Genomic DNA, 26022 nt, shown 5'->3' on the forward strand with positions numbered 1-26022 from the left:
TTCGACCTCCTTGATCGTCGAATGTGTACGCCCGGAGGCCCCGGTGCGTCGTTCGTCATGGCCACTATCTGTCCGGCCATCCTTTGAGGGGAGTCCCATGAGACCTGCCTCTGCCTGGCGCGCGCTGTGCGTCGGAACCGGTATCACCGCGGCGGTCGGCCTGCTCACAGCCGGTTTCGCCGCGCCCGCGTCCGCGGACGAGCCGCAGAGCGACCAGCTGTGGCTCAACGTGCCGTACGAGCAGGCTATGCCGCTCGGTACGGCCGGCGGGCGACCGGAATCCCGCTCGCTCGACGCCTCCAGCAATCTGTAGCGGTACTCGTCCGACACCCACGTGTACAACGCCGTCGCCATCAACCGGCGCAGGTTCCACTCGAACCCCATCCTCTTCCTCACCGCACCTCGGCGACGCCGGCGAGACCGGAGATGTCCAGGGTGACCTCGCCATCGGTCACCGTGAAGTTGTCGTTGTCGTGGTACAGACCGATCGTTGCGGCGCCGGATGGAACGCATGGATGGAAAGGGACTGGGGCGCGGCGAGGCGGGTGTGCCTCCTGCGTCCGGAGGGCCTGTGACGGGCGGGGCTGTCCCGCAGGCGTCGGTGGAGCCACAGTTCATCATTTCGGGCTGCCCCTCTAACGTGTCACCAGAGGCAGGCCGGCCGCGGTGGCCGCCACCATGCGCTTCAGAGTCGGGCGAAACGGCGGGAACGCCCCCGCAATTTCCGGCTCGCGCGCGTACAGTTCACGCAGCGCCTCAGGCGGACGGGTGATGGGAAACAGCTTCGCGACGAAAGCGCTGGCTGTCATCACGAGTGCGGCGCCATCGGCGGGAGTCAGTTCCGGGCAGGCGTCGGAGATGCGCTGGCCGATCGCCCAGTAGGTGTCGATGGCCCATCTCTTGAAGACCTTCAGCACCTCGACGGACACATTGTGCTCAAGCATCGTCTCCGAGTGCGTGGTCAAATCACAGTAGAGCGGCCGGTCCACGAAGGCATCCGCGAGAACACCCGCCGTTGCCTCAGTCCCACTCACTTCCTGCAACCGGACACTGACCACGCTCGCCCACTCGGAACCCGCGCTCATCAGCAGATGCAGGTAGATCTCCTCACGCGTGCCGAAGTAGCGCAACACGTTCGACTTGGCGAGTCCGACCGCGGTGGCGATGTCCTGCAGGCTGACCCTGGCCACGCCGGAACGCTCGGCGAGCTCCCGAGCTGCGGTGAGGATCGCCTCGCGACGCTGCTCCTTCTGATCAGGGCGTCGAGCCCGCTGGAATGGCGCTGACATGACCGTTCATCCTAGTCCAGATCTAACAGAACACCCATCTCTTGTTAAGGGACGGCTGTTCTGTTAATGTCCCGCCATCCGACCCCCCATCGCGCGCTCCGGGAGTGAAAGACCATCTCCGCCACCTCGACCGACCTCAGTCAGACCATTGACGACTTCGTCGCCGCCTTCAACGAGCCGAGCCCCGATCTCGACAAGGTCATGTCCTTCTTCGCCGACGACGCCGTGTACCTGCCCGGTCACCTCCCGGAGCGCCGTGGCATCGCGGCGATCCGCAAAGAGTTCGAGCCGCACTTCGCCGGGCGCTACGGCGCCATGCACTTCGCCGTGTACGACAAGATCATCGACGAGCCGAACCGCCGCGCCACGATCCGCTGGGCCTGCCGGCTCGACATGAGCGGAGAGTCCGGCCGACATGTGCCGTTTCCACTGCGCCTGTTCGCCCGTGCGCGCTACGGCGGCCGCATGCAGTGGCACGGTGTGGACGTGTTCCACTTCGACACCGCAGGACGTATCAGCGGCAAGTTCACCTACGCCATGTTCCGGTTGCCGCTGTGGGAGCGAGGCTGACAGGTCTCCCCGACGGTCCGAACCACCCGAGACGACCTCACACGCCAATGCCCGTCATACCTCTCCTGGGGAAAGCTCGGGCCCGCGCGCACTTATACGGAAACGAAATGACACTTCTCAAGTCATGGCGGCCCCTGCTCGCCTTCGTGGTCACCGGCGGACTCCTGGCGTCGCTCTGCTACTTGGCGCTGCGGCCAGAACATCTCCTGTCCGTACCTGAGGGGGCCGCCGCCGGGTCGCTCACCATGCGCCCCTGCGACTACGACACCGAAGCCGGAACCGTCGCCGCCGACTGCGGCACACTCGCCGTCCCGGAGAACCGGAGCGACCCCAAGTCCGAGCTGATAGCACTTCCGGTCACTCGCGTCCGGGCCGCTTCCGCAGACCCGGCGGAACCGATCTTCCGACTGGGCGGCGGTCCCGGAATAACGAACATGGACTTCCCGCAGGCAAGCCGACTCACCGGCCAACACGATGTGGTCCTGGTCGGTTACCGGGGGATCGATGGATCGCGCCGTCTGGACTGCCCCGAGGTCGCCGCCGTCATGCAGTCCGCCGATGGAATCGCCGGATCAAAGACACTGCCTGCCACGACCAAAGCGTTCGAACAGTGTGCGAACCGCCTCACCGACGACGGGATCGACCTCACTGGCTACTCGGTCCTCCAGCGGGTGGAGGACCTGGAAGCGGCCCGTACCGCCCTGGGCTACTCACAGATCAACCTCCTCAGCTCCAGTGCTGGAACACGCACCGCCATGATCTACTCCTGGCGGCACCCGCAGGTGCTGCACCGCTCCGCGATGGTCTCGGTCAATCCGCCCGGCCACTTCTTCTGGGACCCGCGCATCACCGATGCGCAGTTCGCCCAGTACACACGGCTGTGCGACGACGACGACGCCTGCGCCGCGCGTACCTCCGACCTGGCCGAATCGATCCGGAAGACCGCCGGCGAGATCCCTGAACGCTGGGGGCCCTTCCGCCTCAAGGACACCAACGTCCGGGTTCTGAGCCAGTACGCCATGCATCACAACGGTCCGGCCTCGGCACCGAACAACGCTCCGACCGTCATCGACGCCTACCTCAGCCGGGACACCGGCGCCTTGTGGGCCATGTCTGTCCTCGGCGACCTCACCCTGCCCAATTCCATCGTCTGGGGCGAGTTCGCTTCCTTCGCCATGATCGATGGTCCAGCAGCACAGCGCTACTACGACAACGGTGGCGATCCGGGCTCGACCCTGGGCAACGCCTCAACCGACTTCCTGTGGGCCGGCGAGTCCGGTCTGTCCACGGTGTGGCCGGACAGCCCCGACAACGCCAAGTACCGTGAGATGCGGCCCAGCGACGTCGAAACCCTCCTCGTCAGCGGTGAGGTCGACTTCTCCACCCCGGCGCAACTGGCCACCGACGAACTGCTGCCCGCCCTGTCCCGGGGACAGCAGGTGATCCTTCCAGGGCTGGGCCACACCGCCGACTTCTGGGAGCACCGTCCCGAAGCCGGGAAACGTCTACTGACCACCTTCTTCGACACCGGCAAGGCGGACAGGTCCCAATTCGACGGGAGGCCAGTCGACTTCGAGGCAGTTCCGTTGAGTATGTCCACGGTGGCCAAGCTACTGATCGCAGTCACCCTGGCCGGCGCAGCCCTCGGCCTCGCTCTGCTCGCCGTGATCGCACGCTGGGCGCGCAGGCGCGGTGGCATCGGTCCCCGCGCGAGTGTCTGGGTACGGACCGTGACCGTGATCCCGCTCGGTTTTTGCGGGTGGCTGCTGGGGGTTCTGCTGATCTGGACGGTAGGTCCCGATGACTTCGTGGCCAGCGCGAGTGTGATCGTGCCCGGGACGGGCCTGATGGTAGGCCTCGGCGCCTACCTGGCCTGGACCCGTGAGGAGCGCTCATCCCAGATCCGACGCGCTGGACTGGTTGCCGCGGTCTGCGGGGCGTTCCTCGGGGCATGGATCGGCTGTTACGCGCTTTCCGGTCTCCTGGCGCCTGTTGCAGCCATAGTCGGTGCAGGTGCCGCAGCGAATCTCGGGTTGCTGTGCGTCGAGCACTTCCCCAGGTGGCCGGACCGCATTTGGCGCACACCGGCGATGCGCAAGAGCGCTTGAGCTTGACTCCGTCGGGAATCTTGAGACGGCCGAGGTGGACTGCCCGGGGTGCGCCATGATCTCGACCGAGGTATCTCGTGCTTGTCGAGGTAATTCTGCAAGGCGGTCGAGCGGCGGGCTGGCGCTACTACCTCGGCCAGCGTCAGGCCGCTGAGGCGTTCGATGTTCACGGCGATCGCCGTGAACACGTGTTGCAGATGGGCTTTCGGCTGTCCTCGGTAGCGGCAGCGTCGCACGCCGTGCCCGTGGGCAAACTCATTGACCGTGCCTCCACTTTGGAGCGGACCGCGTAGCGGGCTTTCCACTCGGGGGTCTGTTACGCGGTGCGGATGCGGAGTTGCAGGTCGCGGAGTTCTCGTGGGGGAAAGCCCACGGTCCGGGCACTGTCGGCCGTGGTGGTGCAGTGGGTGCGGGTGGGGCAGCCGAGGCCCGCTCGATGGTCAATGCGCTGCTCAGCCTCTCCCCCGAGTTCACCACGCTGTGGACCGACCACGACGCGGCTCTCCGACGGAACGACCGCAAGCGTCTCAACCATCCCGCGCTCGGTCTGATCGAGGTCAACTGCCTCAGCCTGTTCAGCGAGGACGGCCGGCAACGACTGCTCTGGTTCACCCCCGCCGTCGGTACCGACAGCGCCGGCCTGCTCGACCTGCTCGCGGTCATCGGCACCCAGGAATTCAACGGACCGGCACACTGAGCAACCGGCGCACGATGCGCCGGCTCCCGAAGCGGTGGCCTCCATGCCGCACATCCGGCGTGCACCGCCCGAGCTGCCCCGGGGCGGTACGGCTCACGCTCACTCCTGGCCGTCCGCCATGACCACGCAGGCGCTGAGATGCCAGGTCTGGCCCTCCTTCGCGGAAAGCTCCAGGTCCGCCTCGCGCCCGGCGGGGCCGCCGCCCAGCGGGATGCGCAGCCAGGCGAAGTGCCGGCCGTCGAGCTGCTCGCTACGGGCTTTCTCGACTCCGTCCACACGGACGATCAGCGTCCTGGTGAAGGTGTTGGGATCGCCGGTGAGCAGATGCGCCGCGTGGCGTCCGGCGGGCAGCCGCAGCCGCAGCACGGCCGGGGCGCTGTCGCGTACGTAGTCCCGGCGCACGACGTCGAAGAGTCCGGTGTCGGTGGCGGCGGGCGTGTTGCCGACTCAGCCGAAGCCCGCTCCCTCGTGCCAGCGGCTGTCGGGTGAGAGGCGGGTGTAGCCCTTCAACACCGGCGCGGAGCCGGGTCCGGCGTCCAGGGCGTGCACGCATCGGGCAGCGGGTGGGACGACAACGGCCCTGGCCAGGCTGCGCAGCGAGGAGTCGAGGACCCGCACCGAGCCGGACCGCGGGCGCGCGTGCAGTGTGGCGAGCGCGGGGGCCGGCGGCGGCACGACGGTCATCTTCACCGTCGTGTCCCCTCGCGGGTCCACGTAGAGGGTCGATTCCTCGGATCGCCAGCCCCCGGGTACGTCCAGCGAGAGGGCCGTGCGCAGACCGGAGCCGGTCGCATTGACCACCTGCACCGGCAGCGCGTTGAGTTCCCCGCCCAGCAGCGCCGTGTCGGCCGGGGCGATGACCGCCTGGAGCCAGCCGCGGTGCTCGTCGCGGATCCGGCTGAGCCCGAACCAGTAGGCGACCAGGGTGTCCCGCCACGTGGCGGCCTCGGCCATCTGCCGGCCGAACTGGCGGCGTACGTCGGCGAACCGCCGGTGGTCGATTCGGCCACGCAACCCGTCCCAGTCCTCCCGCATGTCCGCCACCCGTGCCGCACCGGAGAAGTGCGTGTCGTAGATGTGCTGGATCACGGTCGCGCCGTTGTCCAGCCGATGGGTGTAGGGGACGTGGTGCAGGAAGAGGAGCAGTTCCTCGGGGCAGTCCGCCGACGACTCGTAGGCGGTCCCGGGTCGTCGGCGCGTACAGCTCGGTGCAGCCGTTGCCGGTGGCGGCCGTACGGTCGTAGCCGATGCCTTCACGGTCCGACCTGTGGAACTGGGTGGTCGTGGTCGGGCTGGGGTCGAAGTGCCCCGTCACCGAACCGTCCGGCGGATGGGTGAGGTAGCCGGTGCCCAGCGGCGAGGTGTAGTCCTCGTACGTGCGCCAGGAGCCCAGCAGCAGGGCGGAGACCGTCTTGACGACGTGCGGGTCGTTGCCGAACGTCATCCGGGTCCACTCGGCGGCCAGGTCCTCCGCGGACAGCTCCGGCTTCCAGGCGAGCCGCCCGTAGCCGTGGGTGTTCGCCGCGGCCAGGTGGGAGCCGGTCCAGTTCCTGGCGGCGCCGAAGTTCATCACGCCGGCGAAGCCGGAGTGCGCGTAGGAGTGCACCCGGCCGGTCACCACGCGGGCCACGGTGCTTCCCTCTCCCCCCTTGCGGGTGTCGAAGTCCAGGACTTCCTTCCACTGCGGCACCAGGTAGCAGAGATGGACGGCGTGGCCGGTGTACTCCTGCGTCACCTGGAGTTCGATCATCGAATTGGTGCGCGGCAGCGAGCAGAAGAGGGGATGGGCGGGCTCGCGGACCTGGAAGTCGATCGGCCCGTTCTTGATCTGTACGATCGCGTTGTCCGCGAACTTCCCGTCCAGCGGTGTGAAGTCCTGGTAGGCCTGCCGGTCCCATCTCTCGTCGCTGTCGTGGACGAACGCCCGCCACATCACGATGCCGCCGTGCGCTTCGAGGGCGCCCGCCAGCACGTTGGCCCCGTCGGCGTGGGTACGTCCGTAGTCCAGCGGTCCGGGGCGCCCCTCGGAGTTGGCCTTCACCAGGAAGCCGCCGAAGTCCTCGATCCTGCCGTAGATCTCCTCGGCCCTCTCCTCCCACCATCTGCGCACACCCGGGTCGAACGGGTCGGCCGTGTCCAGCCCGCCCAGGTCGATGGGGGCGGCGAAGTTCGCCGTGACGTACAGCGCCACGCCGTAGCGGCGCAGTACACCGGCCAGCGCGGCCAGCTTGGTCAAGAACGGCTTTGCGAGGTAGTCCGCAGTCGTGTTGACGTTGTTGATCACGGTGCCGTTGATCCCGAGCGAGGCCAGGACACGCGCGTAGTCCGCGTACCGGCCGTCGAGTCGCGGCAGCCTCTCCCAGTCGAAGAAGGACCGGCCCGCATAGCCGCGCTCGATCGAACCGTCCGCGTTGTCCCAGTGGTTGGCCACGCGCAACCGGGCGGCGGGGCGCTCCGTGAGATCGACGTGCTCCAGCGGCTGTCCGGTCTGCACGAGCCGCAGCAGGTGGAACGCACCGTAGAGCACACCGCGGTCGGTGTGGGCCGCCACCACGGTGCGGATCCTGCCGCGCTTAGTGAGGTGGCGGATGACGTATCCCTCGTCGCCCAGCCCGGCCAGGTCGGCCTCCGGGACGAGTTCCCGGATCAGGGAGGAACTCGTCTGGGTGCCCACCACAAGCGCCGGGCCGGACGGGGCGTTGGTGCGTGGCCTCACACGCGCACGGCCGGGATTGTCGACCACCGTCAGGTCCGCGAGGTGAGCGGTGCGGGGACGGCGAGGTCCGTCCACACGAAGCCAGACGCTTTTGTGGGCCGAGGACTTCGGCTGCTCCACGCGAGGGGCCGGTGAACCTCGCCTCGCCCGGCCCCCTTCCGCACCGCGACCTGGTGCGTACGGCATCGGGGCCGGGCGCGTGGATCAATACGGCGGCACCGGCCTTCTCCCGGAAGAGACGTGGCAGCGTCCCGTACCACCGCCCCGACGGAGCGGCCGGGGCCGCTCCGTCGGGGCGGTGGTGGGCCACCGGCCGATCTCCAAGGCGCATGACACCGACGGGTGTTCACCGTCCCGAGGAGTCGAACGGGATGCCCCGCCACAGCGCGCGTACGTCGGAGGTGGCGTCGTCGGCGACGTAGTCGCCCGGAACGGCCCAGAACTTCACCGTGGTGGTATCGGCGGTGACCGGAGGCCAGCCGGGGTCGCCGCACGCGGCGAAGTCGGCCCATGCGCGAAGCATGCGCCGGGAGAGGGCTCGGTCCTGTTCGTCGGGGGTACCGCCGATGAGGAAGGCGGCGCCCTCCGCGTCCAGGTTGCCGAACGCGAACGGGATGTCGGCGGTGTGCCAGGGCCTGGCCGCGCCGCTCGGCGTCACGCGCCTGCGGGCGAAGCGGGAGAGATGCGCTCGTCCGCCGGCTCTCGCGTGGTGCTCGGCAAGCCGGCTGCCGTACTCGCCGAACTGTGCGTCACCGAAGAGCGCGAGGTAGAGGTCGAGCAGCGAAGCGCCGGGCATCAGCGCACGGTAGCCCGCGATCAGTCGGGCGGGGAGACGGAGGGCGTCGGCGAAGTCCTCGAGTTCCCGCTCCGAGGTGATCGCCCGCACGCTTCCGATCTCGTACAGGAACCGGTACTCCTCCAGGGTGTGGCAGACCAGGAGGTCCACGTCGCGGGAGGCGCCGGCGGCGAGCGCGCGGAGCGGGTCCACGGGCAGCACATCGCCGTCGACGACGGGCTGGAAGACCACCGGGTCGTACGCCTGGACGGCCACTACGGGGTTGGCCGAGCACTGTCCGGCGACTTTGTCCGAGGCGGCCACCAGGAGCTTCGGCGAGGCGGAGAGCAGCCCGTCGCCCGTCGGGACGACACCGGCCTCGGCCGCGATCCGGGACGTGAGCGCCGCGGCGGCCTCGACGGTGAAGAACGCGTGGGGCGCGCTGTGGGCGATGGCCCGGCGGAACAACCCGCGCGCCCGCTCCATGGCCATCAGGCAGGCGACCGACCCCGCTCCGGCGGAGTGCCCGGCGACCGTGACGTTGCCGGGGTCGCCACCGAACGCGGCGATGTTCTCCCGGACCCAGCGCAGGGCGGCCACCTGGTCGAGCAGCCCGCGGTTGTCCGGGAAGCCCGGCACATGGCCGAAGCCTTCGAAGCCGACCCGGTAGTTGCAGCTGACCACGACCACTCCGGCGCGGGCGAGCGCGGCGCCGTCGAAATCGGGCTGGGCGGAGGAGCCGAAGGTGTACGCGCCGCCGTGGATCCAGAACAGCACCGGCAGCGGGCCGCCGTCCGGCCGCTCGCGCACCCACACGTTGACGCTGAGGATCTCCTCGTCACCGGGCTGCCACACCGGCGAGCCGGGCAGCGCGGCCGACTGCGGCGCGATGGGCCCGAAACTCCGGCAGTCACGCACCCCGCCCCAGGGGGCGGCAGGCCGCGGAGGACGGAAACGGTCGGGACCGAAAGGCGGGGCGGCGTACGGGGTGCCGAGAACGGCCACAAGTCCGTCGGCCGACCGCCTGCCGCGTACGTGGCCGCTCGTCGTCCGGAAATCCGCCCCCGCGCCTGCCCTGTCACTCATACGACACAAGCTGCCATGAATCCCTACGGTTTCGCGAGCAAGTTGCCACCGGCGGTCCGGCACAACGCCAGTCGGCCTGGAGGCGGGCCGAGCGGTCGACGCGACTGTCCGGCCTGCGGACGGGGCGGCCGTCCCCGCCGCAAGCCGGACTCGTTGTTCACCCCGAGGCACACCTTCCCGACGACCGACGGCAGTCAGCGGTGCGGGCGTGCGCGGCCGGGTGACAGGCCGGATCAGCGGACTTCGGTGACCCGCCGCTCCTTCAGGGAGGCGCAGTTGGAGTTCTCCACCGACACGTACACGTTGTCGATGCTGCCGCCCCAGCTCACGCAGTGGCCCTTGCCGTAGACGGAGACCGGCCCCGCGTACGACGTGTAGTTCCCGTCGTCCCCGGCCCACTCCTCGGTGTCGGGGACGTAGATGCTCGCGGACATGTGCTTGGCCGCACCCGGGTTGGCGCGGATGGTGGCGACGCAGTTCTTGCCGGTCGAGGAGTTGTACGTCAGGTAGACGGTGCCCAGTGAGCCGACGGGCGCCGAGTTCACGGTCTTGTACGCCTTGCCGCAGACACCCTGCGGTGTGACGTTGGGTGCGGCGGAAGCGGTCGTGCCGAACGCGGTCGTGACGCCCACCGCGAGCGCGGTCAACGCCCCGGCGGTCGCGATATTGCGAGTGATCCTCATATTTCCCCCTTGTACTCTTGAGAGCTGTTTACTCACACTTGGTGTGACACGCGAGCGGCACGGATGGTTGCGCCGTATTCATGCCGGGATATCGGCCCGAACGCCGGAGGGGTGCGGGACGACCACCGGGCCGGCCGACGATCGGCCCATCCGGGCCGTCGCCGCGGGAGGCGGGCCGGTACCGCGGCGGCCGAGGTTACGGCGTCCGTCCCCCGGCTTCGCTGCCGCCGACGTATGTCGCCGCCACCTCGATGTCCCCGATACGTGACGGGTCGACGCGCCGGGGATCGTCGCCGAGTACGACGAGGTCGGCGCGCTTGCCCGGGGTGAGGCTGCCCAGGTCATCCTCCCAGTGGCAGGCCCGGGCGCCGGCGACGGTGTAGGCACGCAGGGCCTCGTCGACGGTGATGCCCTCGTCCGGGCCGATCACCTGGCCGGACTCGGAGGCACGCTCGACCATGAACTGAACGGCCCGCAGCGGGGATCCGTCCGCGACGGGACGATCGGAGCTGCCGACGAGGGGGATGCCGTGGTCCAGGAACGCCCTGCCGCGGTAGAGCCACGGGGCCCGCCCCTCGCCCATGATCGCCGCGTAGTCGTCGCCGAAGCGGCGCAGGAAATTGGGCTGGACGACCGCGCTGACGCCGAGTCGGGCGAAGCGCGGAAGCTGGTCGGGGCGGATCAGGCCGGCGTGCTCGATGCGGTGCCGGGCACGGGGGCGCGGCCAGTGGCGCTGGGCTCGTTCGAGGGCGTCCAGGGCGAGGTCCGCCGCGCGGTCACCGATCGCGTGGACGGCGAGCTGCCATCCGGCGCGGTGCCCGTCCACGATCGTGTCCGCGAGCGTGTCCGGGTCGTCCTGCAACTGGCCCGCGTGATCGAGGCCTTCGTACGGATCCGAGAGTGCGGCGGTCCTGGCCATCATGCCGCCGTCCGTGTAGATCTTCAGCGCGCCCAAGGAGAGGCGGTCGTCGCCGAACCCGGTGCGCAGCCCGAGATCGAGGGCCCGGGGAATGCCGTCGGAGTCGTGCGCGGCGACCGGACGCAGCCGGTCGGCGGACACCATGAGCTGCACGCGCAGCGGCAACAAGCCCTGCTCATGGGCGAGTTGGTAGGCCCCCAGCTCGACGGGGCTGTGGCCGAAGAGGGCGCCGCCGATACCGGCCTCGGCACAGGCGGTGACGCCCTCGGCCAGACAGGTCCGGGCGGCCCGCCCGATCGCCCCTGCCAACTCCTGCTGGGAATACGGCAGGCGCAGCGCGCGGGCGGCCCCCATGGCGCCCTCGACGAGGAAGCCGTTGTCGTGCGGGATGCCGGCGGGGAGCAGGGCGAGAACGGCGGAGTTGACCAGGCAGCCGTGCCCGGATTCGTGCAGCAGGAACACCCTGTGCCCGTGGCTGACCCGGTCCAGTTCGGCGGCGGTCAGATGGCGGCCCAGGGCGCGCTGGTCGTAGCCGGCGACACTCACCCAGGCGGTGGGCTCGCCCCTTCGGGTGACGGTCTCTTCGACGACGGCGAGCACGTCCTCGACCCGTGTGCGGCCCGCGACGCTCACGGTGTTCTCCTTGAGCCCCGTCCAGGCCAGGTGCACATGGGCGTCGATGAACCCGGGCAGCACGGTGGCGCCCTGCAGATCGATCACCTCGCGCACGGGAAGAGAGGTCACGGCGTCGTCGAGGCCCACGATCCGGCCCCGCCAGATGCCCAGTTCACGGGCGACCGGGTGGTCGGGGTCCATGGTGACGAAGCGCGCGTTCGTCAGTCTGGCGCAGAGCATCGACGGTGTCCCTCCGACCGCGGGGAGTCAGCCGGAGGAGGCCGAGAGGGACCGGGGGCGCAGGTCGGTCCAGTGGGTCTCGATGTAGTCCAGGCATGCCTCGCGGGTGTTCTCGTCGAGGACGATCGTCCATCCCCCGGGAACCTCGGCGAAGGACGGCCACAGCGAGTGCTGCCCCTCGTCGTTCACCAGGACCAGGAAGCGGCCTTCGGGGTCGTCGAAAGGGTTGGTGCTCATGTGTCAGTGCCTCCTCGGGTCCGACGGACCGGTGACTGCCATGTCATGAGTGGACATCATTAGGTTAGGCTCACCTAATGCAGGACGAGCCTAACCTCTGTCCTTCCCTCTCACAAGGAGATGTTCATGCGCCTGGTGATCGAACGGGTCCGCACCGGGGAGACCACGAAGGCGCCCCCGAGCACGTTCTTCCGGACCGCGCGCGACCGCCGCGACGGCCGGCCGTGACCGATCCCCGCTCCGGCTCCGCGACCGGCGCGGAGAACGCCTTCGCCGGGTTCGGACTGCCCGGCGAACCGGGCAGCGACGAGTTCTGGGCCGCGGCCCGGACACCCGTGTCGGTACCCGCCGACGGCGGCGGCTGGCTGACCTTGTTCCTGTGGCGCGGGTCGCGTGCGGTCATCGACTTCGAGAGCTGGTCGCCGCCGGTCCCCCTGCGCCGATGGGCCGGCACGGACTGCTGGTACGCCGAAGTGCGCATGCCCGCGCGGCTGCGGGTGACCTACCGGCTCATCGTGGGTGACGCGGCCCACGCCGACCCCTTCAACCCGGTCGGCGCGGGCGGTGACCGGTCCATCGCCGCGACCCCGGACGCCCCGGACCAGCCGCACTGGCCCGCTCTCGGCTCCGGCACCGACGTCGTACTGCCCCTCCCGCGCGCCCGGCTCCGCTGGACCAGCGAACGGCTCGGCGGACGGCGCACCGTGCGTGTGCACCCGGCGGGCGGCGGCGGACCGGTGGTCCTGCTGCTCGACGGGGACGACTGGCTGCATCTGCACCCGGCGATGACCGCGTTCGACTCGGCCGTCGCCGTGGGCGAGATGCCCGCCGTCACCCTGGTCTTCCTCCCGGCCAAGGACAGGCAGGCCGAGTTCGGCTGCAGGCCCGAACTGTGGGAGGGGGTACGGGACGAACTGCTGCCGCTGGTGGCGGAATCCGGCGTACCGGCCGACCCGGACCGGCTGGTGGTCGCCGGGCAGAGCCTGGGCGGGCTGAGCGCGTTGTACGCGGCGCTGGAGTTCCCGGACCTGGTCTCGCGGGTCGCCTGCCAGTCGGCCTCCTTCTGGTGGACGCCCGGCGCCATGGACCGGACGGACCCCTTGGGCGGCCCGGTTGGCGGCGCCATCGCCGCGCGGCTGCGCCGGAGCCCCGACCTGTCCCGCCTGCGGTGCGCGTTCGACGTGGGGGAACACGAGACCCGGATGCTGCCCCACTGCGAGCTGGCCGAGACCCTGACCGAGCAGGCCGGCGCGACCGTACGGGTTTCGCGGTCGGCGTCGGACCACGACCGGGCCGGCTGGCGGCACGCCCTGCTCAGGGACGTCGCCTGGGCTCTCGCCTGAGCGGTTGCGGAGACGTGTGCGGCCACGTCCCGCGCCCCGCGAACGCCCGGCGCTTCACCGGCCACGTTCCCGCACCGGCCGGCGCTTCACCGGGCCACGGCCCGGCAGTAGTCCGCGTCGCCGGCGAGGAGATTGCGGTGGGTGTCCTCGGCGGTGACGATGCCGTCGGCCAGGACGAGAACACGGTCGGCGGCGTCCAGCAGCGCCGGGCTGCTGGTGATCACGACCGTGGTGCGGCCGTGGCGCAGCTTGGCGACATTGCGCGCGATGAGTTGCTCGGTGACCGCGTCGACGGCCGTCGTCGGATCGTGCAGGACCAGCACGTCGGTGTCGGCCGCCAGAGCGCGGGCCAGGGACAGCCGCTGCCGCTGTCCCCCGGACAGGTTCGCCCCGCGGTCGCGGACCGCGTAGTCGAGCCCCTCGCAGTGGAGGGCGACGACATCGGTCAGCATGGACGCCTCGACGGCCTCGGGAATCATCTCGCTGGTGCCCGACGGGTCGATGTTCGTGCGGAGGGTGCCCGCGAAGATCTCCCCGTCGTACGGATTCACCAGCATGTGCTCGCGGACCGACTCGATCGACAGGTCCGCGATCGCCTGCCCGCCGACCCGCACCGCTCCCTCGTACGCGTCGGGCGCGACGTTCACCGCGAGGACGGAGGCGAGGTCGGCCGCCGCGCGCGGCTGGTAGGCGGTGATCGCCACGAACTCGCCGGCGCCCACCTCGAACTTCAGCTCGCGCAGGGACCCGTACCTGACGCAGTCGACCTCGAGGCCTCCGCCCGGGGCCGGCCGCCGCCGCCCCGAGGTCGTCACCGGCGGCGCCGAGAGCACCAGCGCCATGCGCTCGGCCGAGGCGCGCGCCATCATCACGTACTTGGGCATCTCCGAGAACATCTTGAGCGGTTCGATGATGAACTGCGCGAGACCCACGGCCATGACCAGTTCACCGATGGTGATCCGGCCGTCGAACGCCAGCCAGCCGGCCGTCAGGGAGACGGCGGCGGCGAGCACCGCGTTGAGGGCCAGCGCGGTGCCCGCGTACGTGCCGTTCACCCCGGCGACGGTGATCGCCTGGCGCTTCGCATCCGTGCTGACCTCGCGGTAGGACCCGAACGCCGCGTGGTTGCCGCCGAAGCCGTGCAGCGGGCGCAGGCCGTTGATCAGGTCGGCGACCTTCGCGCCCGCCCGCGCCACCCGGGCCTGCTGTTCGCGCGTACTGGCGCCGATCCGCTTGGACAGGACGGCGAGGATCGACAGGATCGCGACGGTCCCCACGATCACCAGCAGGCCGAGCCGGATGTCGGCCAGCCCCAGCGCGACCGCCGCGACCACCACCGCGACCAGGGAGCTGATCAGCAGCGGCACCACCTCGATGATGTCGGCGGTCTGGTCGGCGTCCTCGGTGGCGATGGTCAGCACCTCACCGGACTTCAGGCCGACGTCCCTGGCCACCGGCTGGAGCCCGCAGGCGGCCACCCGCACCCGCCAGCGGTGCGCCTCGGTCGTGTTGGCCTTCTGCAGGACACGCATCCCGAACCGCCACGACAGCGACACCGTCGTGATGATCACGGCCAGCGCGCCGATCGACAGGCCGAGCGCGCCCAGGCTCCGGTCCCGCATGGTGTGCTCGACGATCAGGCCGAGCGCGATGGGGAAGGCGGTCTCCCCCGCCTGGTACAGGCCCATGAGGACGGTGCCCCAGACCATGGCGCCGACGTTGCCGCGCAACGCGGTCCGCAGAATGTCCGACCCCGGTCGGGGCCGCCGCGTGTCAGGAGTTTTCATCAAGGTGGTGGGCAATCGCTTCCGGGGTTCGCAGGGTGAGCAGATCACGGATCGTGATCACGGGACCGTACTCCCGGCGGAGCAGCCCGATCAGCCGTACCGCCAGCATGGAGTGCCCGCCGAGGGACACGAAGTCGCTCACCGCGCTCACCTCGTCGTCATCCAGGTCCAGTGCCTCGGCGAAGAACTCGCACACCACGGTCTCGGTCTCCGTCTCCGGGCCGCGTTCCCCCGCCGTGGTCAGCGTGCCGAGCGGCTTGGCCTCCGGCAACGCTTTGGTGTCAGCCTTCCCGTTCACGGTCAGCGGGATGCTGTCGACCTGGGCGAAGTGCGTCGGGCGCAGGAAGTCCGGCAGCCCGGCCCCCACCTCGCCGGCGACGCGCGCCAGGTCGGCGCCCTCCAGCACGAGATAGGCGGCCAGCCGGTACGCGCCGTCGACCTGCGGGTCGGTTTGGGCGACCGCGGCGGCGAACCGCACCGCCGGATGCGCCGCGAACGCGGCCTCGACCTCTCCCAGTTCGACCCGGTGCCCGCGGATCTTGACCTGCTGGTCGGTGCGGCCCAGGTACGTCAGGTTCCCGTCGGGCCGGCGGGCCACCAGGTCCCCGGTGCGGTACATGCGCTCGCCGGGTGCGCCGAAGGGGCAGGCGACGAAGCGGTGCGCGGTCTGGGCACTCCGGCCGAGGTAACCGCGCGCGATGCCGATGCCCGATACGTACAGCTCACCCGGGACTCCGTCGGGCAGGGGCCGCAGCCACGGGTCCAGTACGTACACCTCGGTGTTGTCGATCGCCACGCCCACCACCGGGTCCTGGCATTCGAACGTGCCGACACCGAGGGTGTTGATGGTGTATTCGGTGGGCCCGTACAGGTTGTAGCCTGCCGTCCCCTCGGTCTCGGCGAGCCGCTGCCACAGCGCGGGGGTGACGGCCTCGCCGCCCAGCAGCACCAGCGCGGGGCGCCGTGCCGGGTTGTCGAGCAGTCCCTCGGCCACCAGTTGCTGCGCGTAGGTCGGGGTCACGTTGATGACGTCGATCCCGTGGTCCAGGCAGTACTCGACCAGACGGGGCGCGTCGCGGCGCAGTTCCTCGTCGCAGATGTGGACCTCGTGGCCGTCGGCGAGCCACAGCAGTTCCTCCCACGACATGTCGAACGCGAACGACACGGTGTGCGCGATTCTGAAGACCCGGTGGCCGTGCTCGGCGAGGACCGGCTCGAAGATCCGCCGCTGGTGGTTGATCAGCATGTTGGTGAGCCCCGCGTACTCGGTCACCACGCCCTTGGGCTGCCCGGTCGAACCGGAGGTGTAGATCGTGTACGCGGGGTGCCGCAGGCGGTCCGGGTCGTCCGGCGCGAACGTCGGATACGGATCGGCCTCGGGCAGGGGACGGTCCAGCTCGATCAGGTCGCCGCTCAGCCGCGGCGACACGGCGCTCACGGTGAGGATCGCCTCGGGCCGGGCGTCCGCGACGATGGCCGCGATCCGCTCGTCCGGGTGGTCCAGTTCCAGCGGCACGTACGCGGCACCGACGCGCAGCACGGCGAACAGCGCCACGATCGAGTCGAGCGAGCGCGGGATCGCCAGCCCCACGGTCGTCTCGGGGCCGATGCCCCGACGGGCGAGCACACCCGCCACCGCACGGCTGCGGTCCTGGAGTTCGGCGAAGGACATGGTCGCCCCCCGGGCGACGAGCGCGATCCGCCCCGGATGACGGTCCGCCGCCCGGTCGAAGCGGTCGACGACGGTGTCCGTGCCGATGTCGGTGCGCTCGGTGGGCTCGGGGCCGGCTCCCAGCCCCCGCAACGCGCCCACCCGCCCGGTCGACCGCGCCAGGTCCTCCAGCACGCTCAGGTAGCCGTCGAGGAGACGGCGGGCGCCCGCGGGGTCGTCGTCGCGGTGCTCCAGCTTGACCGTGAGCCGGTCGCCGGGCGTGACGACCCAGGTGAACGGGTAGTGCGTGGAGTCGTCGGCCTGGACCGAGGTGATGCCGTGCCTGGCATTCATCTCGGCGAGCGCGTCCAGGTCCAGGAAGTTCTGGAGCACGAACAGGTTGTCGAACAGCGTGTCGTGCCCACTGGCCCGCTGGATCTCGCCGAGCCCCAGGTGCTCGTGCTCCATCGCCTCGACCCGGGCCGCCTGTACCGCCGACAGGTACGCGCCGACCGTGTCGTCGGGCCGTGCCCGCGTCCACAGGGGCACCGTGTTGAGCAGCACGCCGACGATGCCGGAGTGGCCCTCGCCCTCGCGGCCCGAGACGGTCACCCCGAACACCGCGTCGGCGCGGCCCGTACAGGCGCCGAGAAAGAGGCCGAACGCGCCCGTCAGCACCGTGTTCAGCGTGACGCCGTGCGCTCTGGCCGCTTCCCGCACCAGTTCCGAGAGTTCGGCGGAGAGCGTGTGCACGAGGGCGCGCGGCAGGTCGTCCGAGAGGGCCGGGGCCGGACCGGCGAGCATCGTCGGACCTGACAGGCCGGCCAGGTGCTCCGCCCAGAAGCGGTGCGACGCCGCGAGGTCCTTGGCCTCCAGTGTGCGGGCGTAGTCCTCGAAGCTCGGCGTGGCCGGGGCCGCGGCCGGCGGCTCGCCCGCGACGACGGCCCCGTAGGCGTCGAACAGGTCCCGCAGCAGGATCTCGCGGGACCAGCCGTCCCAGAGCAGCAGGTGGTAGCTGAGCAGCAGGCCGTCCCGGCCGTCGGGCAGACGCACCACGGTCAGCCGGATCAGCGGCGGCCGGTCCAGGTCGAAGCCGGACTCGCGGTCCCGGGTGCGCAGGGCCTCGACCTCCGCGTCCGTCGTCGCACGGACGGTCCGGACATCGACCCGCCGGCCCGCCCTCAGGACCTGGACCGGTTTTCCGTCGTCGTCGGTGGTGAAGCCGGCGCCCACGGCCGGGTGGCGCCCGATCACGTACGCCATCGCCTCGGCCAGCGCGTCGGTGTCCAGGCGCCGGTCGAAGGTGAAGTAGCTCTGCGCGACGTAGTGGCCGGTCGCGCCCGCCATCTGGGCCTGGAAGAACAGGCCCCGCTGGAGCGGGGTGGTCGGTGCGGTGCGCTCGGCCGTCGCACAGGCGTCCGCGATTGTCTCCAGTGCCCGGCGCCAGTGCTCGGTGATCTCGTCGGGTATGCCCTCGGCGAGGGTGAAGGTCGCGTGCAGGCTTCCGCTGGCCTCGTCGGTCCACGCGTTGACCTCGACGGCGTACCGGCTGCCCCGGTCGCCGGTGGTCAGGTGCGGCGCCTGGGACTCGCCGCCCCGGCCGAGGTAGTTGAACAGCACCTGCGGGCGGGCGTCCAGCAGCGGGGCCGTCTGCGGGTTGAGGTACCTGAGCTGGCCGTAGGCGACGTGCCCGGCCTCGTCCGGCTGCCGTTCCGCGACCTCGCGCGCCGCCGCGACGGGGTCGGTGTGCGCGGTGAGCCGCACCGGTGCGATGGAGGTGAACCAGCCGATGGTGCGGCTGTAGTCGTGGTGGTCCAGGGCCGGGACCCGGCCGTGCCGCTCCAGGTCGACCGCGAGATCGGTGGGCCTGGGCTGAACGCGAGTCAGCGCGGTGCGCAGCGCGCCGCACAGCAGCTCGGTGAGCCCCACGCCGAGTACGGCGGGCGCGCTGCGCGTCACCACGTCGCTCACCTCGGGCGCGAGCACGAGAGTGGTCTCGCGCGGATCCACGACCGCGGGCAGCAGCGCGGGCGCCTGGAGCGTGGCGACCCAGTGTCCGAGGCCGTCGGTCACCTGGGCGGAGCGCGCCGCCAGTGCTTCGGCGTACTCGGCGTAGGGCGTGGTCGGCGGCGGCAGGGGGGCGCCGCCCAGGGCGGTGGCCAGGTCGTCGAGGAGGATCAGCCAGGACACCGCGTCCACGGCGAGGTGGTGCACGGCGACCACCAGGGTGCGGCTGGCCGCCAGCCAGGAGAACGCGATGACGTCCCCGGATTCGGGATCGAGCCGTCCCGAGGCCTCGTTCGCCGCGGCCGTCGCGTCGGTGGCGTTCGTCCGGGCGACGGTGACCTCGCGGGCGGGGCCGGTGGACAGGGCCCACGCGCCGTGCTCGACGCGCAGCCGCAGCCGGAGGGCCGGGTGGGCGGCCACGACGGCGTTCGCGGCGCGCCGGACGTCGGCGAGGTCGGTGCCCTCGGCCGTCACCAGCGTCCTGGCCTGGGCGAACCCGGTGAGCGTCCCGCCCAGTTCGCGCTGGCGCAGGATGATCGGTGTCGGCGGCAGCGGTCCGTCCTCGCGCCGTGCCGGCACGGGCGCCACGGCCCGCCGGGTACGCGTGCCCAGGTGGTCGGCGAGCGCGCGCGGTGTCTTCCGCAGGAACACGTCCCGGGGGGTGATCGGCAGCCCGAGCGCCCTGGCCCGGTTGATCACGGTGATGGCGACGATGCTGTCGCCTCCGGCCTTGAAGAAATCGGTGTCGGCGTCCACGGCGGCGCCGGGCAGCGTCCGGGCGAAGACGTCGGTCAGTGCGGTGAGCGCGGAGTCGCTCGCGGCCACCGGGGTGTCCTCCCGCGCGGCGCGCTCGGTCAGCGCCTCGCGGTCCAGTTTGCCGTTGACCGTCAGCGGCAGGGCGTCGACCGGCAGCACCCGGCCCGGCACCATGTGCGCGGGCAGTTTGGCGGCCAGCAGGGCCGTGACGTCACCGGGCGCCCGGCCCACGACGTGGGCGACGAGGTGGTCGCCGCTGTCCGCCACGGTGACGGCCACGTCGACGACACCGTCGAGTTCCCTGATCGCGGACTCCACCTCACCGAGCTCGATGCGGAACCCCTTGAGCTGCACCTGGTCGTCGGCACGGCCGACGAAGACCAGTTCGCCGTCGAGGGTACGGCGGGCCAGGTCGCCCGTGTGGTACATGCGGGAGCCGTCGTCCGCGAACGGGTTCGCCACGAACCGGCTCGCGGTGAGCCCCGGCCTGCCCAGGTAGCCGAGCGACACCTGGTCGCCGGCGACGTAGACGGCGCCCACCCGGCCCGGCGGGACCGGCCTGAGCCGGTCGTCGAGCAGATGGGTGACCAGGCCGGGAAGGGGGCCGCCGATCGGGCTGAGGTCACGTGCCGGGCCGAAGTCCTCGGCGGTCAGCACGCGGTGGGTGACGTGGACGGTGGTCTCGGTGATGCCGTACATGTTGACCAGCTCGGGCGAATCGGTGCCGTACCGCTCCACCCAGCCGCGCAGCCGCCCGAGGTCCAGCGCCTCGCCTCCGAAGATGATCCGGCGCAGCGTCGTGACCGGTGCGTCGGCGTGCCGGTCGGCCTCGATGAACCGGTGGAACGCCGACGGGGTCTGGTTGAGCACGGTCACCCCGTGCTCCCGGACCAGCCGGTGGAAGTCGACCGGGGAGCGGGTCAGCGCGTACTCCGGCACCAGCAGCCGGCCCCCGTGCGCCAGTGCTCCCCACAGCTCCCAGACCGCGAAGTCGAAGGAGTAGGAGTGGAATTGGACCCATACGTCGTCCGGGCCGAAGCCCATGCCGGGACGGGTGTTCGCGAGGAGCGTCACCACGCTGGAGTGCGGTACGACGACGCCCTTGGGCCGGCCGGTCGAGCCGGACGTGTAGATCACGTACGCGGGGTCGTGCCAACTGACCCGGGGTTCGGTGGTGTCCCACGGCAGCTCGTCGCCCTGGACGATCACCTGGGCCCGCACGCCCGCCCGGGACAGCAGTCGGGTGAAGCGGTCCCGCCGCTCACGGTCCACGAGGACGACCTGCGGGGCGGCGTCGGCGAGGATGTACTCCAGCCGTTCGTCCGGGTACGCCAGGTCCAGCGGCACGTACGCGCCGCCCGCGGTGACGACCGCGACCAGGGCGACGACCTGTTCGAGGGAGCGTGGGACGGCGACGGCGACCCGCTTGCCGGGCCCGGCACCCGCCGCGCGCAGCATCGAGGCCAACGTGGCCTTGGCCTCGGCCAGTTCGCCGTAGGTCAGAGACCGGGTGCCGCCGTCGAGGGCGCATTGGGTGACGGCGGTGGCCGCCGGGTCGCGGTTCGCGGCGGCGTCGAACAGTTCACCCAGGGTCGCCGGGGCGATCCGGGCCGGGCGCCGGTCGTCCTCGGGGGCCGCCTCGCCGACCAGCGCCTCCGGCCGGTGGAGCAGGCCGGTGAGGGTCCGGGTGAACGTGCGCAGGATCGCCTCGGCGCTCTCCTGGCGCAGCAGTTCCCCGTCGTAGATGAGGTTGAAGCGCGGTCGGCCGTCCCGGGTGCGCTCCGCCACCAGCGTCAACGGGTAGTGTGGAGCGCCCTCGTTGACGATGTCGGTGATGACCAGCTCGTCGTCGGGACCGCGCAGGGCGTCCAGGTCCGTCGCGACGTCGAACACCACCAGGGTGTCGAACAGGGGGCCGGTGCCGGCCTGGCGGCCGATCCGCGCCAGCGAGACGTGCTGGTGCGCGAGCACCGCGCTCTGGTGTTCCCGCACCGCGGCGAGCAGCTCGCGCCCGGTGGTGTCGGCGGCCCACCGGGCGCGCACGGGGATCGTGTTGATGAACAGGCCCACCATGTCCCCGATGCCGGGCACCTCCGCGTCACGCCCGGACACCGTGGAACCGAACACGACGTCCCTGGAGCGCAGGATGCCGCCCAGGGTCACCGCCCACGCGCTGTGCACGGCCACGCTCAAGGGCACGCCGGCCGACCGGGCGGCGGCGTCGATGTCGGCGACTCCGTCGGTGACAGTGGTGCCGTCGGTGGCAGCGGTGCCGTCCGGGAGGTCGACGGCGGTGTCGGCGAACCGTTCGGAAGGGGGGTGTCCTTCGGCGACCAGCGAGGGTCCGGGCAGGTCCGCGAGTTCGTCGCGCCATACCCGGTCGCTCTCGTCGTGATCGCGCCCGGCGAGCCAGTCGACGTAGTCGCGGTAACCGCCGAGCGGGTAGACGGACCCCGGCGCGTGGTACTCGGCCAGCAGCGCGCGGAGCATCGGCGGCACCGACCAGCCGTCGGCGACGATGTGGTGCACGGTCTGCACCAGGACGCTCCGGCCGGATCCCGCGCGGATGAGCGTGTAGCGCATCAGCGGCCCCGCGGCCAGATCGAAACCGGCGCGGCGGTCCCGTTCGGCGAGGGCGCGGATCTCGTCGTCCGTGAGGGAGGGGCGGTCCAGCGTGGTGAAGGGTGCCACCACGCCGCTCTCGAGGACGGAGACGACCCGGCCGTCGGCGAGCGCCGTGAACCGGGCGGCCAGATTGGGGTAGAGCGTGAGCAGCCGGGTGGCCGCCGCGGCGAGCCGGTCGGCGTCCACGTCGCCGGCGAGCGTCAGCAGCTGCTGCTCGACATAGCTGCCCGTCGCGCCGTCGTCGAAGACCGAGTGGAAGTACAGGCCCTCCTGCAACGGGGTGAGCGGCAGGATGTCCCGCAGCCGCGGGCCGTCCAGGGCGTCGACATCGGCCTGGGTGAGCCGAACCAGGGCGAAGTCGCTGGGAGAGTGGCCGCCTTCGTCGAGCGCGGCCAGCGCGGTCAGGGTGTCCCGGAAGTACCGGCCGAGGGTCGTGATGTCCTCGTCGGTGAACACCCCCTCGGGCCAGGAGATGGTGGTGATCAGCTCGTACGCGCCGGTCGCGTCGGGTTCGGCGATCGCGTTGAACTCCAGTGCGCGCGGCAGGCGCATCCTCGGGTCGCGCTTCTCGCCCAACTGCCCCGTGGCACCCGCGAGCTGCCAGTCTCCGGAGGCGCCCGCGTCGAAACGGCCCAGGTAGTTGAACAACACCTGCGGTGCGGACGCGGTCAGCCCGGTGTCGGTCAGGTATCGCAGGACTCCGTAGGGGACACCGTTGCCCGGTACCCCGGCCAGGTCCTCCTTGACCGCCTTGAGGGCGGCGGCCAGATACGCCGGTGCGGTGAGATCCGCCGCCGCTCCGGGGTCCACGGTCACCGGGAACAGGGTGGTGAACCAGCCCACGGTCCGTGACAGGTCGGGCTCGAAGCCGACGGTGTCCGCCACGTGGCGTGTCTCGCGGCCGTGCCCCTCCAGTTCGATGTGGGCGAACGTCTGGTCCTGTCCGCGGTCGCGGCGCCACCGGGCGAGGGTGACGGCGAGCGCCGTCAGCAGCACGTCGTTGACGCCCGCGTGGAACTTGGCGGGAATCCCGCCCAGCAGCGCGGCCGTCTCCCCCGGGCCGAGGGAGACGGTCCGCGTCCGCTCCCGCGCGACGTTGTCGGCCTCGGTCGGCGCACGTCTGCCCAGCGGAGCGTCCGTTCCCGGCAGGGGGCGCTCGAAGTAGACGCGGTCCGTGTCGCGTGCCGCACGGCCCAGCAGCTGTGTCCAGCGCCTGAACGAGGTGCCGACGGGTGGCAGGTCGACCGGGACGCCCGCGGCGAACTGGCGCCATGCCGTGGCCAGGTCGTCCATCAGGATCCGCCAGGACACGCCGTCGATCACGAGGTGGTGGGCGACCACGACCAGTTGCCCCGCCTCGCGGCGCCACACGGCGCGCAGCATCACGCCGTTGTCCGGGTCGAGCCCGTCGGTGGCGAGCGCGACACACTCCTCGGCCGGACGGTCGCTCTCCTGCCACCCCACGACGGCCCGGCCGGGTCGCGGGATGTCGAAGCTCCAGCGGTCGCCGCGCACCAGCCTGGCGCGCAGCATGTCGTGCCGTTCCAGGACGGCTGCGAGGATCGCGTCGAGGGCGGGGGCGGTCAGGTCCGCCGGTGTGTTCAGTACGACCGACTGGACGAAGCCGTCGATCGCGTCCGTGGTCCGGCCGAGCCACTGCACGATGGGCGATCCCACGACGGGACCGGTCCCGACATCGCCGTGGTCCACGGTGGAGAGGTCTTCCCGGCTCGCCACCGCGGCCAGTGCCCCGAGCACGCTGTGGGTGAAGATCTGCCGCGCGGTGACGTGGAGGCCCGCGTCCCGCAGTGCGCTCAGCAGTGAGATCGCCAGAATGCTGTCTCCGCCGAGCTGGAAGAAGTCCTGGTCGACGCCCACCTGCTCCAGCCTCAGCACCGACGCGACGGCCGCGCACACCGCCCGCTCGTCGTCGGTGGCGGGCGCCACCACGGAGCCTGTGCCGATCACGGGCTCCGGCAGCGCGCCCCGGTCGAGCTTCCCGTTCGCGGTGAGCGGGAACTCCTTCATCACGACGATGTGGGCGGGCACCATGTACTCCACCATGTGCCGGGCGGCCCATGCCTTGACCTCGTCCGCCCGCAGGGCCTCGTGGCCGGCGGCCGGGAGCACGTACCCCACCAGGTAGGTGCCGCCCGCCGTGTTCTTCTTCGCGACGACGCAGGTGTGCCGTACTCCGGGGTGCTCCGCGAGGCCGGCCTCGACGTCCTCGGTCTCCAGCCGCATGCCGCGGATCTTGATCTGGTTGTCGGCACGGCCGAGGAAGTCCAGCGACCCGTCCGGGGCGAAGCGCGCCAGGTCACCGGTCCGGTAGAGCCGGGACCCGTCGTCGGCGAAGGGGTTCGCCACGAACCGGGACGCCGTCAGGCCGGGCGCGTTGACGTACCCGCGTCCCAGGAGGAGTCCTCCCGCGTACAGTTCGCCGCCGACTCCGACCGGGACCGGGCGCAGTTCGTCGTCCAGCACGTACAGCTGGGTGTTGGGGTTGGCCTTGCCGATCGACGTCGACAGGCGTTCGGCCGCGCCCCGGTAGATGACGTGGGAGACCCCGATGGTCGTCTCGGCCGGGCCGTAGCCGTGGTACAGGGGGATGTCGAGCCGGGTGCGGAACCGCTCGTACAGCTCCGGCGTCAGCACCTCGCCACCGCACCACACGTGACGCAGGCTGTCCAGGCGGCCGGAGTCGCCCACGATCTCCAGCAGTACGTCGAGCATGGACGACACCAAGTAGGTGAAGGTGACGCGCTGTTCGGCGATCACGCTCAGCAGGTGGTGCGGGTCGCGTTCGCCGCCGGGCCGCAGGATCACCAGCCGGCCGCCGGACACCAGCGGCAGGAAGATCTCGTTGATGGAGATGTCGAAGGACAACGGCGCCTTGAACAGCGACGCGTCGTCGTGGCCGAATCGCAGGATCTCGTCGACCTGCCACAGCAGGCGCTCGCTGATCGCCTCGTGCCGGATCATGGCGCCCTTGGGCCGCCCGGTCGAGCCGGACGTGAAGATCACGTACGCCAGGGCCGTGCCGGGGACGGCCGCCTCGGGTCCCTCGGTGGGGTAGGCGCCGAATCGCCAGTCGCCGAGGTCGACGGCCACGGCGCCCGGCTCGTCCGCGTCGTGCTCGCCCGAGTCGTTGAGCTGCAGTACGACACCGGCGTCCTCGACGACGACGGCCCGGCGTGCGGCGGGCCACTGCGGATCGAGCGGTACGAACGCGCACTTCGCCTGGAGCACGGCGAGGAGCCCGATGACCATGTCGGCCGAGCGGCCCAGCGAGATACCGACGACCTGTTCGGAGGTCAGGCCGCGTTCGATCAGGTGGTGGGCCAACTGAGCGGAGCGTCCGGCCGCCTCACGGTAGGTCAGCGACCGGTGCTCGTCGACGATGGCGACGGCGTCCGGCCTGGTGCGCGCCTGCTCGTGGAACATCTCCATGATGGTCGGGCGGACCCGGTCGGCCCGGGTGTCGTTCCACTCGGCCAGGGCTTCGATCCTCGCCGCCGCGCTGGACGGGCCGATGGTGCCGATGGGCCGGTCCGGGAACTCGGCCAGGTCGTCCAGCGCGAGCTGCGCGTCGGCCGGCGCGACGCCGGCGGGGACGGTGATGCTCAGGCCGTCCGCGCCGACCTGCCACTCCCCCGTCCCGGCACCGCCGTTGTCGACCCACCCGAGGATGTCGGCGAACAGCGTGCCGGGGGTGAGGTCGATGCCGTCGGGGCCGCGGCCCGTCGTCCAGTACGACAGCCCGACGGCGCACGCCTCGGCGATGGTCCGATCGCCGTAGTCGCCGGTCCGCCTGCGTACACCGGCCAGGAGGGTGGGAGAAAGCAGTACGTGAGGAGCGCGAGGTTCCGTCATCGAAGACTCAGCATCCTTCCAGGGTATGCAGGTCAGCCTAACCTA

At 71.1% G+C, this 26022-nt stretch carries 13 protein-coding genes and 3 pseudogenes; 5 read left to right on the top strand and 11 right to left on the bottom strand.

What is annotated here, in order from left to right; translation table 11 throughout:
- Nucleotides 1-97 precede the first annotated feature (97 nt).
- Entirely contained in the window at nucleotides 98-313 is a 216-nt protein-coding gene (locus tag IG02_RS0133525; protein ID WP_030756775.1) for a hypothetical protein, read from the top strand.
- A 322-nt stretch (nucleotides 314-635) separates the two neighbouring features.
- On the opposite strand, the gene IG02_RS0133530 is transcribed toward IG02_RS0133525, so the two are convergent.
- Nucleotides 636-1289 (bottom strand): TetR/AcrR family transcriptional regulator, encoded by a 654-nt coding sequence (locus IG02_RS0133530; RefSeq protein WP_030756778.1) that lies wholly within the window; start codon nucleotides 1287-1289, stop codon nucleotides 636-638.
- 147 nt (nucleotides 1290-1436) lie between these two features.
- Between IG02_RS0133530 and IG02_RS0133535 the strand changes: the two genes are divergently transcribed.
- Entirely contained in the window at nucleotides 1437-1859 is a 423-nt protein-coding gene (locus tag IG02_RS0133535) for a YybH family protein (protein WP_267958558.1), read from the top strand.
- 107 nt (nucleotides 1860-1966) lie between these two features.
- The gene (locus tag IG02_RS0133540; RefSeq protein ID WP_030756783.1) at nucleotides 1967-3967 is read left to right on the top strand and encodes an alpha/beta fold hydrolase; all 2001 of its coding nucleotides are present in this window, start codon (nucleotides 1967-1969) and stop codon (nucleotides 3965-3967) included.
- Nucleotides 3968-4173: 206 nt separating this feature from the next.
- On the opposite strand, the pseudogene IG02_RS43745 reads toward IG02_RS0133540, so the two are convergent.
- Nucleotides 4174-4272 (bottom strand): annotated as a pseudogene (locus IG02_RS43745) (hypothetical protein); the annotation flags it as partial.
- 119 nt (nucleotides 4273-4391) lie between these two features.
- On the opposite strand from IG02_RS43745, the pseudogene IG02_RS0133550 reads away from it, so the two are divergent.
- A pseudogene (locus tag IG02_RS0133550) lies at nucleotides 4392-4664 on the top strand (transcriptional regulator); the annotation flags it as partial.
- Nucleotides 4665-4763: 99 nt separating this feature from the next.
- Here IG02_RS0133550 and IG02_RS43285 read toward each other — a convergent pair.
- The 7 genes and pseudogenes from IG02_RS43285 to IG02_RS0133580 all read right to left on the bottom strand — a co-directional run bounded on the left by IG02_RS43285 (nucleotide 4764) and on the right by IG02_RS0133580 (nucleotide 11935).
- Nucleotides 4764-5066 (bottom strand): hypothetical protein, encoded by a 303-nt coding sequence (locus IG02_RS43285; protein WP_030756791.1) that lies wholly within the window; start codon nucleotides 5064-5066, stop codon nucleotides 4764-4766.
- A 45-nt stretch (nucleotides 5067-5111) separates the two neighbouring features.
- A complete protein-coding gene (locus tag IG02_RS43290; protein WP_234315006.1) occupies nucleotides 5112-5921 on the bottom strand; it encodes a hypothetical protein in 810 nt (269 codons plus the stop codon).
- Nucleotides 5902-7566: pseudogene (locus IG02_RS43295) on the bottom strand (alpha-glucuronidase family glycosyl hydrolase); the annotation flags it as partial. The gene IG02_RS43290 and the pseudogene IG02_RS43295, both read right to left, overlap by 20 nt.
- 160 nt (nucleotides 7567-7726) lie before the next feature.
- Nucleotides 7727-9241, bottom strand: a complete 1515-nt coding sequence (locus IG02_RS0133565; protein WP_030756793.1) for a carboxylesterase/lipase family protein — start codon at nucleotides 9239-9241, stop codon at nucleotides 7727-7729.
- Nucleotides 9242-9474: 233 nt separating this feature from the next.
- A complete protein-coding gene (locus IG02_RS0133570; RefSeq protein WP_030756795.1) occupies nucleotides 9475-9924 on the bottom strand; it encodes a hypothetical protein in 450 nt (149 codons plus the stop codon).
- 196 nt (nucleotides 9925-10120) lie between these two features.
- Complete coding sequence (locus tag IG02_RS0133575) at nucleotides 10121-11698, bottom strand: amidohydrolase (RefSeq protein WP_030756797.1); 1578 nt, start codon at nucleotides 11696-11698, stop codon at nucleotides 10121-10123.
- Nucleotides 11699-11725: 27 nt separating this feature from the next.
- Entirely contained in the window at nucleotides 11726-11935 is a 210-nt protein-coding gene (locus IG02_RS0133580) for an MbtH family protein (RefSeq protein ID WP_030756799.1), read from the bottom strand.
- Between the two features lie 224 nt (nucleotides 11936-12159).
- Between IG02_RS0133580 and IG02_RS0133590 the strand changes: the two genes are divergently transcribed.
- A complete protein-coding gene (locus IG02_RS0133590) occupies nucleotides 12160-13278 on the top strand; it encodes an alpha/beta hydrolase-fold protein (protein ID WP_030756801.1) in 1119 nt (372 codons plus the stop codon).
- An 86-nt stretch (nucleotides 13279-13364) separates the two neighbouring features.
- On the opposite strand, the gene IG02_RS0133595 is transcribed toward IG02_RS0133590, so the two are convergent.
- Entirely contained in the window at nucleotides 13365-15065 is a 1701-nt protein-coding gene (locus IG02_RS0133595; protein ID WP_030756804.1) for an ABC transporter ATP-binding protein, read from the bottom strand.
- Nucleotides 15052-25977, bottom strand: a complete 10926-nt coding sequence (locus IG02_RS0133600; RefSeq protein ID WP_030756806.1) for a non-ribosomal peptide synthetase — start codon at nucleotides 25975-25977, stop codon at nucleotides 15052-15054. Before IG02_RS0133600 ends, IG02_RS0133595 begins: the two co-directional genes overlap by 14 nt.
- Between the last annotated feature and the right edge of the window lie 45 nt (nucleotides 25978-26022).

Origin of the sequence: Streptomyces sp. NRRL F-5135 (assembly GCF_000719775.1) — a bacterium.
GTDB classification, from domain to species: Bacteria; Actinomycetota; Actinomycetes; order Streptomycetales; family Streptomycetaceae; genus Streptomyces; species Streptomyces hebeiensis.

What these genes read in the sequence shown, in the direction of transcription:
- IG02_RS0133600 (WP_030756806.1), bottom strand. Translation starts at nt 25,977, where the DNA reads ATGACGGAACCTCGCGCTCCTCACGTACTGCTTTCTCCCACCCTCCTG.
- IG02_RS0133575 (WP_030756797.1), bottom strand. Translation starts at nt 11,698, where the DNA reads ATGCTCTGCGCCAGACTGACGAACGCGCGCTTCGTCACCATGGACCCC.
- IG02_RS0133525 (WP_030756775.1), top strand. Translation starts at nt 98, where the DNA reads ATGAGACCTGCCTCTGCCTGGCGCGCGCTGTGCGTCGGAACCGGTATC.
- IG02_RS0133595 (WP_030756804.1), bottom strand. Translation starts at nt 15,065, where the DNA reads ATGAAAACTCCTGACACGCGGCGGCCCCGACCGGGGTCGGACATTCTG.
- IG02_RS0133540 (WP_030756783.1), top strand. Translation starts at nt 1,967, where the DNA reads ATGACACTTCTCAAGTCATGGCGGCCCCTGCTCGCCTTCGTGGTCACC.
- IG02_RS0133530 (WP_030756778.1), bottom strand. Translation starts at nt 1,289, where the DNA reads ATGTCAGCGCCATTCCAGCGGGCTCGACGCCCTGATCAGAAGGAGCAG.
- IG02_RS0133580 (WP_030756799.1), bottom strand. Translation starts at nt 11,935, where the DNA reads ATGAGCACCAACCCTTTCGACGACCCCGAAGGCCGCTTCCTGGTCCTG.
- IG02_RS0133565 (WP_030756793.1), bottom strand. Translation starts at nt 9,241, where the DNA reads ATGAGTGACAGGGCAGGCGCGGGGGCGGATTTCCGGACGACGAGCGGC.
- IG02_RS0133570 (WP_030756795.1), bottom strand. Translation starts at nt 9,924, where the DNA reads ATGAGGATCACTCGCAATATCGCGACCGCCGGGGCGTTGACCGCGCTC.